This is a genomic window from Acinetobacter sp. FDAARGOS_724 (genome assembly GCF_013364475.1).
Classification (GTDB): domain Bacteria; phylum Pseudomonadota; class Gammaproteobacteria; order Pseudomonadales; family Moraxellaceae; genus Acinetobacter; species Acinetobacter variabilis.
The window spans coordinates 758,025-769,679 of record NZ_CP054908.1 but is presented as its reverse complement, the minus strand read 5'-3'; the positions used below and the strand labels follow the sequence as shown (position 1 = coordinate 769,679).

Annotated in this window: 11 protein-coding genes; 5 read left to right on the top strand and 6 right to left on the bottom strand. The window is 44.9% G+C overall.

Going from position 1 to position 11,655, the window contains the following annotated elements; translation table 11 throughout:
- Positions 1–19 precede the first annotated feature (19 nt).
- From FOC32_RS04980 to FOC32_RS04970, 3 genes are read left to right on the top strand one after another with little or no spacing between them, the layout of a single operon-like run.
- Positions 20–559 (top strand): DUF924 family protein, encoded by a 540-nt coding sequence (locus FOC32_RS04980; RefSeq protein WP_004781435.1) that lies wholly within the window; start codon positions 20–22, stop codon positions 557–559.
- A 41-nt stretch (positions 560–600) separates the two neighbouring features.
- Positions 601–1,170, top strand: a complete 570-nt coding sequence (locus FOC32_RS04975; protein WP_005232738.1) for a CC0125/CC1285 family lipoprotein — start codon at positions 601–603, stop codon at positions 1,168–1,170.
- An 11-nt stretch (positions 1,171–1,181) separates the two neighbouring features.
- Positions 1,182–2,483: a DUF445 domain-containing protein gene (locus FOC32_RS04970; protein WP_005232740.1), complete on the top strand. Its 1,302-nt coding sequence runs from the start codon at positions 1,182–1,184 to the stop codon at positions 2,481–2,483.
- Positions 2,484–2,570: 87 nt separating this feature from the next.
- Here FOC32_RS04970 and FOC32_RS04965 read toward each other — a convergent pair whose 3' ends face one another.
- On the bottom strand, positions 2,571–2,858 hold the full coding sequence (locus FOC32_RS04965) for a DUF2798 domain-containing protein (protein ID WP_005232741.1): 288 nt from the start codon (positions 2,856–2,858) through the stop codon (positions 2,571–2,573).
- Between the two features lie 253 nt (positions 2,859–3,111).
- On the opposite strand from FOC32_RS04965, the gene argS reads away from it, so the two are divergent.
- A complete protein-coding gene (gene argS, locus FOC32_RS04960) occupies positions 3,112–4,902 on the top strand; it encodes an arginine--tRNA ligase (RefSeq protein WP_005232742.1) in 1,791 nt (596 codons plus the stop codon).
- Positions 4,903–5,215: 313 nt separating this feature from the next.
- Complete coding sequence (locus FOC32_RS04955; protein WP_005232743.1) at positions 5,216–5,830, top strand: SPOR domain-containing protein; 615 nt, start codon at positions 5,216–5,218, stop codon at positions 5,828–5,830.
- A 163-nt stretch (positions 5,831–5,993) separates the two neighbouring features.
- Here FOC32_RS04955 and asd read toward each other — a convergent pair whose 3' ends face one another.
- The 5 genes from asd to FOC32_RS04930 form a co-directional block, all read right to left on the bottom strand.
- Positions 5,994–6,845 (bottom strand): archaetidylserine decarboxylase, encoded by an 852-nt coding sequence (asd, locus tag FOC32_RS04950; protein WP_005232744.1) that lies wholly within the window; start codon positions 6,843–6,845, stop codon positions 5,994–5,996.
- Positions 6,842–7,690: a sulfurtransferase gene (locus tag FOC32_RS04945; protein WP_034580384.1), complete on the bottom strand. Its 849-nt coding sequence runs from the start codon at positions 7,688–7,690 to the stop codon at positions 6,842–6,844. The genes asd and FOC32_RS04945 overlap by 4 nt, the downstream gene beginning before the upstream one ends.
- A gap of 178 nt (positions 7,691–7,868) precedes the next feature.
- Positions 7,869–9,074: a nicotinate phosphoribosyltransferase gene (gene pncB, locus FOC32_RS04940; RefSeq protein WP_005232748.1), complete on the bottom strand. Its 1,206-nt coding sequence runs from the start codon at positions 9,072–9,074 to the stop codon at positions 7,869–7,871.
- Between the two features lie 128 nt (positions 9,075–9,202).
- Positions 9,203–9,730: an ankyrin repeat domain-containing protein gene (locus FOC32_RS04935; protein ID WP_175966571.1), complete on the bottom strand. Its 528-nt coding sequence runs from the start codon at positions 9,728–9,730 to the stop codon at positions 9,203–9,205.
- 186 nt (positions 9,731–9,916) lie between these two features.
- On the bottom strand, positions 9,917–11,431 hold the full coding sequence (locus tag FOC32_RS04930; RefSeq protein ID WP_175966569.1) for a catalase: 1,515 nt from the start codon (positions 11,429–11,431) through the stop codon (positions 9,917–9,919).
- Between the last annotated feature and the right edge of the window lie 224 nt (positions 11,432–11,655).

Here is an 11,655-nt window from a genome sequence, read left to right as displayed (position 1 = left end):
CTAATAAATTGTAAACATTATGAATTATCAAGATATTTTAGATTTCTGGTTTAGTCCTGAGACTCAACCCAACTGGTTTGCCAAAAGTGACCAGTTCGACCAAAGTTTGAAGGAAAAATTTGGCGATATTCTGGAACAGGCGAGTAAGGCTGAACTATGGTCATGGCGTAAGAATGCTGACGGCCGGTTAGCAGAAATCCTTGTTCTGGACCAGTTTTCACGGAATATTTTTCGGGATACGCCGGGTGCTTTTGCCCAAGACAGTCTGGCTTTGGCACTGGCTCAGGAAGCCATCAGCCAGGATCTGGACAAGCAGCTGAGCCCGGAGCAACGTTCCTTCCTTTATATGCCTTTCATGCATAGCGAATCTAAATTAATCCATGAATTTGCGCTAAAATTATTTCAGCGCCTCGGCAATCCAGAAAACCTCGAATATGAAATTAAGCATAAAATCATTATTGACCGTTTCGGACGCTACCCACATCGCAACCAGATTCTGGGTCGTGAATCCACCGAGGAAGAATTGAGTTTCCTGACCCAGCCAGATAGCAGCTTCTAAAGGTCTGTAATTCGCTGGATCATCCTATCAGGAGAACGAAGATGAAAAAAACTGTCATTGCCCTGACCCTTGCGACGGCAGCCCTGCTTTCTGGCTGTGCAACGACTCCGTCTAAGCCGCTGACCTTTGACCAGCTCGGCCAGTACAGCACCACCCCACTGAACGCCAACACCTACCGCATCAGTTTTCAGGCGCGACCTAATATGAGTTTCGGTACGGCCGAAGAAATCACCCTGCTGAAAGCCGCTCAAACTACGGTACAAAATGGCTTCCAGTTTTTCCAGGTATTGAACGATCCTAGTAACCGTACCCAGCAACCACCGCGTCAGGCAATTGTCTATCCGGCGCCTAGCATCTATCCATACGGCTATTATCGTCCTTATGGTTATTCCCGACGCTATCCGGGATTCTGGCCTGATCCATTCTATGATCAGCCCTATACTGTTACTTTAGATCCTGCTCAAGTGGCTTATACCATTGAGTGCTTTAAAGCCGGTCAGGAACCGAAAGATGCCTTTGATGCCCGCTTGATTTTACAATCACTTGGCGCTAAATATGGAGTAAGTCCATCCGGCCAAGTACTACAACCACAGCCGGCCACGCCTCAATAACAGGATGATTTATGCAGAAAGAGCAGCCGTCATCAAGCTTACAACGCAGTAAACGCTTCGCGACCATTGCACTGGTCGTTGCAGTACTGGCTTGGCTGGCGCTGATGATTACTGCCAAACTGCTGCCTGAATATGTCTGGCTGATTCATATCCTGATGCTCTCTGCTGAGGCGGGTGTGGTCGGTGGTCTGGCAGACTGGTATGCAATTACCGTACTGTTCCGTAATCCTTTTGGCCGGCTGCCGATTCCAAAATTTTTACGTGACCATACTGAAATTATTCCACGCAATAAAGCCCGGATTGCCGAATCTATGGGTCGTTTTGTGCAGGAAAATTTCCTTTCTCCGCAAATCGTGCAGCGCAGCCTGGCCAGTACCGATTTAAGTCTGGCTGCCGGCCGCTGGCTGGCCAATCCACAGAATAATGCTCAAGTCACACAAGTGATTCAGCAGACTGTACCTAAAGTATTTGAATTTGTCGGGCAGGAACAGATCGCCGGATTTATTCAGAGCAACAGTGTGCAATGGGTCAAAAATACCCAGATCAATACCTTGGCCAGCGAAATGTTACGCGCTGTTTTAAAAAATGATTTCCATCAGGATGTGCTGCAACGCGGCCTGGATGTGGTGCATGCCTGGATGACCTCACATCCCGAACAGACTCGTGAGCTGACCCGCACTTTATTCAAGGAAATGGGGGTCTGGAGACTGGCCAAAGGCGCCAGCTGGATCGGCATTGATGTGCAGCAGCGCAGTATCGATTCCGTGATTCAGCGGGTGGAAGCCATGTTGGCAGATCCCGACCATCCTTGGCGGCTTAAAATTGAAGAAACTGCTCAAGAACTGATGCAGCAATTGGCAGATTCTGAAAGTATGGCCAGCCAGCGACTTAATGAAACCAAAGATGCCCTGCTCGACAGTCCACAAGTGCTGAATTTTATCAGTGGTGCAGTGGTCATTTTATGCGATGCCATCAAGGCGGATTTGCAAAAGTCGGATTCAGGGATTGCAGAGAATCTGCGAGTTGCCATTCAGCAAGTCGGTGAGAATATTATTTCAAATACCTCAGTGCGTGAGTTACTGAATAAACGTCTCAGTGGTATCGCTGTAGACTTAAGTGACCAGTACAGTGAGAAAGTGATTCGTTTTATCAGTGAACGTATTCATGAATGGGATTCGACCGAGATGATCGACAAGATTGAAAACGAAGTCGGTGGTGACCTACATATGATCCGGGTCAATGGTGTCGTGGTCGGAGCCTGTATTGGTCTGATCCTTGGGATCATCCGCGCTGCAGTCGAGCATCTGATTTAATTGGTGTTTTAGCTAGAGATCCCATCTGTTAGCGAATGTTTTTTACCTTCTAAAACTTCTTTCTTAATTCTCATTGATAGAAAACAATTATTTGGGTGGCTGATTTCCTGACATATCGACCAGCAATCCGGCAAATTTGCGTACAAAAGGCAAAAGCGTTACCACAATTGGAAAAGCAATTGCCCAGGAAATCATCCAGTTATGAAACCAGAGCGCCATGAAGCCTTCAATCCAGCCCAGATTGCGCAGCATGTTGATCATGGAAATAATCCCACTCATCAGACAGGACAAGATAAAAGGCACAATGACCAAGGCCCATTTGGCTGGAAGTTTGGGAATATTGCCGATGATGGTCGGGTGCTGTTTTGAATCCATGCTGACTCTTTTTATTGTTTCAATCAGGCTAATATAGGCCATTTTGATTGCTGGATGATTCATTTTTTATAGCAAAGTTTGCAACTTATTTATTCTGCTCTTTCTCATGTGATCCTTCATTGATGACCGACCGATGGATAGAAACCATAGGCTGTTAATCGTATATTTTTTATTCCCCATAAATGGTTTTACCTAAAGAGTCGGAAATTTGCTATATTTGCTGTTTTTCTGCGATATCTATTTTCGACTGATTATGAATACGGCAATCCAAGCAGCTCTCGATCATGCAGTGCAAACTTTACAGGCACAAAACGTACTCCCATCTGACTGGAACAATACAAGTAATTTGACGCGTACCAAAGACCGCAGCCACGGTGACTTTGCATCAAATATTGCCATGATCGCGTCTAAAGCTGCGGGTATGAAACCGCGTGATTTAGCAGAAAAAATCCTTGCTGCCCTGCCTGAAGTGGCGGATATCAGCAAGGCAGAAATTGCAGGCCCAGGCTTTATTAACTTCTTTTTAAATGCAGACCAGCGTTTTGCTGTGCTGGATCAGATTCAGGCTCAACAGGCAACGTATGGTCGTACCCAGGCCAATGCGGAAAAACGCGTTCAGGTTGAATTTGTTTCTGCGAACCCGACTTCTAGCCTGCATGTAGGTCATGGTCGTGGCGCTGCTTATGGTATGACTGTTGCAAATCTGCTTGAAGCGACAGGTGCCAAAGTTGACCGTGAATATTATGTCAATGACGCTGGCCGTCAGATGGATATTCTGGCGACTTCAACTTATTTACGTTATTTAGAGTTGACGGGTCAGGAACTGGTGTTCCCGAAAAATGCCTATCAAGGTGACTACGTCAAAGAAATCGCACAAAGCATTATTGATAAAGACGGCGATATCTATGTTCGCCCTGTTGCAGACGTTTATAAAGATGTCCCTGAAGACGTACAGTATGCTGCCGAATCGGATGCTGAAGGCAATAAAGTGGTTGTTTCAGGTGATAAAGAAAAACACATTGATGGCCTGATCTTTAACTCACAAATTTTATTAAATGAAGGTTACCGCGTCTTCCATCAGGCTGCGTTAAAAGCCATTCTTGATGATATTAAAGATGACCTCGGTGAATTCGGGGTGACTTTCAATCAATGGTTCAGTGAAGCGACTTTAACTGAAAAAATTGATGAAGCGCTACAAACTCTAGATCAGCGTGGCTTCCTGTATGAAAAAGATGGCAACATCTGGTTCAAGTCAACTGAATTTGGTGATGAAAAAGACCGCGTGGTTAAACGCCGTAATGGTCAAACCACTTATTTCGCCTCTGATATTGCGTATCACCTAAACAAATTACAACGTGGCTATACCGATATTATAGATATCTGGGGTTCAGACCACCACGGTTATATCGCACGTGTAAAAGCCGCGATTGATGCTCTGGGCTATGACTCGAAAAAACTGACTGTACTTCTGGTTCAGTTTGTCAGCCTGTGGCGTGGTGGCGAGATGGTACAGATGTCCTCTCGTTCAGGCCAGTTCGTGACTTTACGTGACCTGCGCAAAGAGGTCGGGAATGATGCAGCGCGTTTCTACTATGTCATGCGTAAATCTGAACAGCACATTGACTTCGACCTTGATCTTGCCGTATCTCAAAGCAAGGACAATGCCGTGTATTACATCCAGTATGCGCATGCGCGGATCTGCCGTATGTTAGAAAAGGCAGCCTCTACAGGTGTGAACTTTGATGCAGCCACTGCACGTGGTCTGGCAGCCAAACTTGAGCTGGAAGCGGAGACTGAAATTCTGGCAAAACTGGCAGCTTATCCAGAGATTGTTGTTCGTGCTGCAAACAGCTATGAACCGCATCAGATTGGTAACTACCTGAAAGAGCTGGCTGCGCTGTTCCATGGCTGGTACAACGACAACAAGGTTCTGGGCGATGATGCAGAATTAACTCAGGCACGTTTATTGTTATCTGTAAATGTTCGCCAAGTGCTGCGTAACGGTCTGGAACTGCTTGGTGTATCTGCGCCTGAGTCAATGTAAAGCACTGCTTTTACATTGACGCAAGACGAAGAGCTCTGCTCGAAGTGAGCATGTAAGCAAAACACTGTTTTGCATGCTCGCAAGGCGAGAGCTGTGCTTAAAGTAAGCATGCTAGTCATTGCCGTTTATCTGCTGAATAAACATTTTGTAACGTTAGCTATGTGCTTGAAGATGTAGATAAATTAAAATTCTGTGTGATTTGTGATCTAGATAATGACTTTTCTATCATGATCACATAGGATGAAGTTATAGTAGGGGCATAACTGCTGTTATGCCTTTTCTATTTGCCCCGATAAATAAGAGGAAATCCCAAGTGTTTGGAAAAACGCAGCGCGGTGTATCTGAAAGACCGAATAAGCCCAAAAAGCCACTTATTCCTACCTGGCTCGGCACACTCGTGATCATTTTAATCGTGTTAAGTTTTTTAATGGCACTCATGCTGTGGAAGCCATGGGAACCTGTTAAACCTAAAAACCAGGCTACGGCTGAGCATTCTCAAGAAGAAGATACCAATAAAGACTACCGTTTTTATGATCTGTTGCCACAGCAGCAAGTGACACCGATTCCTGAAAAAGCGGTTCCTGAAGCAAAAAATCAGGAAGCAGTGGTGATTGTAGAGGCACCAAGACCTGAAGTTGATGAATCAGAAACAGCAACTGAGCCAGGTCTGGATGCAACCGAAGCCCCAACTCCTGCTTCTGCAAGCTATATTTTACAAGTTCGTAGTTTTGATGACCCGGATCAGGCAGATGCCCGCCGTGCAGAAATTATTCTCAACGGTTTATCTGCAGATGTAGTCCGCAGCGTGGAAAATGGCAAGGTTTGGTATCGTGTCGTGTCTGGACCTTATGATTCAGCAGAATCTGCGATTATTGCACAGCAAACCTTACAGCATAGTGGTATTGATTCGATCGTGGTCAAACGATAAGGTTTAAATATAAAAAGCGCCAGATGGCGCTTTTTTTCCCTCTCCTAAAAGGAGAGAAAATCTCCCCCTTTAATAAAAGGGGAATGAGGGGAATTTACTTATTCTGAGTCAGCAAATATTTAATCCCTCCAACCTCCATTTGAAAAAGGGAGGCTTTGGGAACTTAAATAGTGTTACCTAGCGCCTCACCCATCAATACGGTTGAATTGGCTTTAAACTTCTCATCCCATTGCATCTTGTTTTCTTCAAACAGAATAACAGCGGTTGAACCTAGGTAAAAACGGCCCAGCTCGGCACCTTTTTCTAAGAAAAGATTATGCTGGTTTAGCTCAATACGGCCAGAGGGTTTTACTTTGCCAGTCGCTACAGTTTCAATGCCAGCCACAATCATCGCGCCAACTAGAACCACTGCCATACGACCAAGTTCGGTATCAAACAGACATACCATACGTTCATTACGGGCAAACAGGCCCGGAATATTTTCGGCCGTGGTCTGGTTGACTGAGAACAGTTCACCCGGTACATATAAAGTTTCAGTCAGAGTCCCGGAAAATGGCATATGGACACGGTGATAGTCACGTGGTGACAGATACACTGTCGCAAACTCACCATTCTTGAATGGCTGTGCCAGCTGTGGATCAGCAATCAGGTTTTCAACCGTAAACTTCTGACCTTTGGCTTGGAACACATCGCCATTTTCAATTTTACCCAGTTGGGAAATCGCGCCATCTGCCGGAGATACGATCGCAGTTGAATCAGCATCGACCGCACGCACCCCGGTTCTTAGTCCACGGGTAAAGAAATCATTAAATGATTTGAATTTTAAGGCATTGGTCTGCTCGGCAATCGACATATCAATCCCGTATTTGGTCTTGAACGCTGCGATCACGGCTGTTTTTACAATCGGATTTTCGCTGGCTGCAATTTTTCCCACCACACGGGACAGGCGATGCTGTGGCACCACTTTTTGGGCCTGGATAAACAGTTGTTGTTTTAGACGCGATGTGATGCTCAAGATGGCACCTCTCCTGTAGCGATTGGACTATCGAGGCGGTTGCCCCATTCACTCCACGCACCATCATAGGCTCGAATTTTCCAGCCGAATAAGCGACCCAGAATATAAGCCAGACCTGAACGGTGATGGGACTGACAATACACCACAACTGGTTGATCCAGATCAAATCCCAGTTGTTCCAGACGCTGCTGAGTACGTGGTAAAGGATGTAATTTTAAATGATTTTGCCGGTTAAGGGCAGTACTCCACTCAAAATGACGTGCGCCCGGGATGTGACCACCGCGTCGCGCGGCTAGACGCAGGCCAGTATATTCATCTTCTGTACGGCAATCCCATACCTGAATATTTTCATTTTCAATGAGTTGTTTTAGTTCATTATAATCGATCTGAAATTCAGCCTTTCTTTCAAGATTGACTGGAACCAGATGATCGACAGGTGTAAATATTTCCTGATCTGATGAAGTCGGTAGTCCTGCACCCAGCCAGGCATGAATGCCGCCATTGAGTAAACTGGTATTTTCAAAGCCCAAACAATGCAGGTTCCAGAGCAGACGCCCTGCCCACGCACCGCCTTCATCATCATAAGCCACGACATGATGTTCAGGAGAAATATTCAGATAACGGATTAAAGCTTCCAGCCCTTCCGCATCCGGTAACAGGCCCATGGCTGTTTCCTCCTGACGAACCAGCAGCTTGGGTTGCAGATGTAAGGCATGTGGAATATGCAATTGTTCATAAACCGACGCCCGGCTTAAATCAGCAATTCGAAGTTTTTCATGTCCCAAATGTGGAACCAAATCTTCTGCTTCAATCAGCAGACCAAAGTCAAAGGCGGAAGCTGTCATCTTAGTAGTTGTCATTGCGGTTAAATCCTTTTGATCTTAGCACAGCTCATTTTTTCAATTATGTTGTTTTTATCTAGATCCTTAGCATAATTTTAGCTAAAGCTAATTCAAGAAAGACCATCCTCTAAGAAAAAACCGCCTCATGATTGAAGCGGTTTTTTGAATAAAGCAGATATTTTTAGGCAGGTTCTGAGATATTGAATACCTGACGCAAATATGCCAGGAAGGTATCATTATCCGTCATGGTTTTTCCTGGACTATCGGAAATTTTCGCCACGGATTGACGGTTGCATTCCACCAGTTTCAATACGATATTTAGCGGTGTCTGTCCCATATCATTGGTTAGATTGGTTCCAATCCCAAAACTGACCTGGAAGCGATCTTTAAAGTATTGATGCAATTTCCAGGCTTTTTCCAGATTCAGACCATCACTAAAAGTCAGCATTTTGGTTTTGCTGTCAATTTTCAGCTTTTTATAATGCGCATAAGCTTTGTCACCCCATTCATAGGGATCACCACTGTCATGACGCAAGCCATCAAACAGTTTCGCAAAGTACAGGTCAAAGTCACGCAGGAAAGCATCCATACCGACTACATCAGTTAAGGCAATTCCAAGGTCACCACGGTATTCTTGCACCCAGGTTTCCAGGGCGGCTTTCTGGAAATTACGCAGACGCACATCTAACGCCTGAAAGGCTTGCAGAAATTCATGCGCCATGGTGCCAATCGGGGTAATACCCAACTCTTTGGCTAAATACACATTACTGGTCCCACGGAACACGTGTGGTGCAGCTTTATTGAATTCTTCGATGACATGCTTTTGCCAGTCAAAACTATAACGACGGCGGGTACCAAAGTCCGAGACCAGGAATGGCGGATCATTCGGATTCTGCGCGGCATCATACTGTTTTAAAAGTTCGATTTTGGCCTTAAGACGGCGCTCACCTTCAGCCCGGACTTCGGGTGTACGAATGCGGCTAAAATACAGTTCATTCACAATGGCCAGTACAAAGATTTCAAACATCATTGCCTGAACCATGGGGCCTTCAATAGTAATATCCAGGCGGCCTTCATTATCGATGGTGGCCTTAATAAAACGGCGTTTGAGCTGGAATAGTTCCAGATAATCCACAAAATCGCTTTTGATAAAACGCAGGCTGCGTAAATATTGTAATTCGTCTTCTTTAAATTTGAGCTGACACAGCAAATCCAGTTGGTGATTCAAATCATCCAGAATATCCGTCAGCGGATATTCCGTATCTTCCAGGTTGCGACAACGGAAATGATAGACACTATGCGTTTGTGGAAACTTGTGTAATACCACTTGTAGCATGGTGAATTTATACAAGTCAGTATCTAACAAAGAGTGGATAATTGGAGCCATAACTAAGGGAAATATCGCTGTGCTTATCCCGCATTAAAGCATAAAAGTTTAGGCAATATTGCAGGATTTACGTACAGCTAGCTGAATTATCGACAAAAGTTCAAGAAAATAAACTGCTTCCTGCTCGGTTATTTGACTGCTTTCAGCCCATTTTCCTGTTCCTTGATAATTTTCTGTAGCTGCTTTTCCTGACCGATCACCTTGGCAAATTCAGCTGTGGTTTTTTGTCCGGTTTTCTTGGCTTGGGCATCACAGTCGACCTGACGCAGCTGTTTGGCAATGGAGAATTCCATTTTAAACAAGGCGCCCATCAAAGCCGTATTGCCACGGTTGTCCCGGGCGCAGCGGTCTGCCCCTTTGGTCAGTAAGGTAGTCACGATACCCTGATGGCCATAATAGGTCGCCATCATCAACGGGGTATAACCATCTTGATTGCGTACATCGACTGGAAAGCCATGTTTTAAAAATTCATTGATCACTTCGCTATTGCCGATTTTAGCAGCAGCAAAAAACAGATCAATCAATTCCTGTTGTGAGGTCATCTGAACGCTTGCCGCAGTTTTTGCAGGGGAGACATTCTTCACTTCAGCAGCAGTTGCGAATGCGGAGCTAAAAGCAAGAATACTAGCTAAAAATGCGTGTGGCAGAACTTTCATGATGAACTCCAACAGAAATCGAAAGGAAAATTTAAGTCTTGAAAGACTCAATTGACCTGAGATGAAATAAAAAACGGAGTGCCTGTAAAACTCCCCCTAGGGTGCAGGAAAGGTTTGGAGTATTACAGGACTTTTTGGAGGTGATGCGCTATGCCCTAGTCACCAGTTCCTCAAGACCAATCGGAATTAGTCTTTTAATTTTGCAGCTTTGGCCTTAACGATGGCGATGTCGCCATTTACAGCTTTGGTCATACGCATACCGTAGTCCGCATCTGCCTTATAGAAGTAAGACAACATAATGTGCTTGGTTTCTGAATCTTTGACATTGCCCAGGTCAGCCGCCAGGTTCATGATCAGGTCATCTTTCTCTTTGGCAGTATAAGAGCGGTAAAGTTCACCGGCTTGCTTGAAGTTTTGCTCTTTGGTACCGATCTGCTGAACATGACCAGTCAATGGAGTTTCAACTGCACGCGCTTTTTCAGTCGCCGGTTTAGGCTCTTTACGGCTTGGCTCGTAGTTCACATCAGAGTCACGTTCAGACACATTCATGTGACCTTCCTGGTTGTTGTTGTTCACATTCACCACAGGACGGTTGACCGGAATTTGCTGATGGTTCACACCTAGACGGTACATTTGTGTATCTGAATAAGAGAAGATACGGCCTTGAAGCAAACGGTCTTCAGAGGGTTCGATACCTGGTACCAGATTACCTGGTGCAAATGCAGCCTGTTCAGTTTCATTGAAGAAGTTCTTCGGCATACGGTTCAGCGTCAATGTACCGACTTTTACTTCTGGAACCAGATTGGTTGGCCAGATTTTGGTTGGATCTAGCGGATCGAAATCAAAGCTGTTCAGATCTTTAGGATCAAGCACCTGAATATATAGATCCCATTTCGGGAAATTACCTGCATAGATGTTGTTATAAAGATCGTTGGTCAAGTGGTTGAAATCTTTACCTTGTTGAACAGCCGATTCTTTGACGTTCAGGCCCTTCACACCCTGTTTAGAGCGGAAGTTGAATTTTACGTACTTGTATTCGCCTTTGTCGTTATACAGTTTGTAGGCATGTACACCGAAACCGTCCTGTTCGCGGTAGCTGGTTGGGACACCTTGCTTGCCATAAACATAAGTCAGCATGTTGGTTGCCCAAGGCTGGCTAGACAGGAAATCAAACACACGGTTGGCATCTTGTACATTGGTGACCGGGCTTGGTTTCATCGCGTGGATGAAATCCGGGAATTTGATCGCATCACGGATAAAGAAGACGGGCGTCTGGTTACCGACCAAGTCCCAGTTACCTTCCTGAGTATAGAATTTGATGGCGAAACCGTGAGGATCACGTAGGGTTTCTGGTGAACCTTTACTATGAATGACGGTAGACATGCGCACAAAAACTGGAGTTTTGGTACCGGCCTTGAATAAAGAAGCAATTGTTACATCAGACAGATCTTTCGTAGTAACGAATTCACCATAAGCACCTGTACCACGTGCGTGAACCACACGTTCAGGAATGCGCTCACGGCCAAAACGTTGCAGTTTTTGAACCAGTTGTACATCTTGCAACAAAGTTGGACCTTGTGGACCTGCAGTGATCGAGTTCTGGTTATCACCGACAGGTGCCCCGTTATCTTTGGTTAATGGCGCAGCTTGGGCAGCTGTCACCGTTGCAAGCATTGCAACAAGTAATGAACGCTTAAACATTTCTAAGTCTCTCAATTTAATACCTTTCCTGCATGCAGCTAAGATACTTGAGAGCAAAAAATAGATAAAACAGATAATTTTTATGATTACGATCGTGTTTTTAGATAGTTTAAAATATTATCAATGATAATCAATAAATTAAGCCTGTTTTTTAGACATTATCTTAATAATAGATGAGTCTGATCTTGCTACAATGGCGGCAATTTTGAATCTGACTGAAATTG

Bases quoted from the DNA above. Each gene is read 5' to 3' on its own strand.
- FOC32_RS04945 (WP_034580384.1), bottom strand. From the start codon at position 7,690: ATGACAGCTTCCGCCTTTGACTTTGGTCTGCTGATTGAAGCAGAAGAT.
- FOC32_RS04970 (WP_005232740.1), top strand. From the start codon at position 1,182: ATGCAGAAAGAGCAGCCGTCATCAAGCTTACAACGCAGTAAACGCTTC.
- FOC32_RS04975 (WP_005232738.1), top strand. From the start codon at position 601: ATGAAAAAAACTGTCATTGCCCTGACCCTTGCGACGGCAGCCCTGCTT.
- pncB (WP_005232748.1), bottom strand. From the start codon at position 9,074: ATGGCTCCAATTATCCACTCTTTGTTAGATACTGACTTGTATAAATTC.
- FOC32_RS04930 (WP_175966569.1), bottom strand. From the start codon at position 11,431: ATGTTTAAGCGTTCATTACTTGTTGCAATGCTTGCAACGGTGACAGCT.
- FOC32_RS04935 (WP_175966571.1), bottom strand. From the start codon at position 9,730: ATGAAAGTTCTGCCACACGCATTTTTAGCTAGTATTCTTGCTTTTAGC.
- argS (WP_005232742.1), top strand. From the start codon at position 3,112: ATGAATACGGCAATCCAAGCAGCTCTCGATCATGCAGTGCAAACTTTA.
- FOC32_RS04980 (WP_004781435.1), top strand. From the start codon at position 20: ATGAATTATCAAGATATTTTAGATTTCTGGTTTAGTCCTGAGACTCAA.
- FOC32_RS04965 (WP_005232741.1), bottom strand. From the start codon at position 2,858: ATGGATTCAAAACAGCACCCGACCATCATCGGCAATATTCCCAAACTT.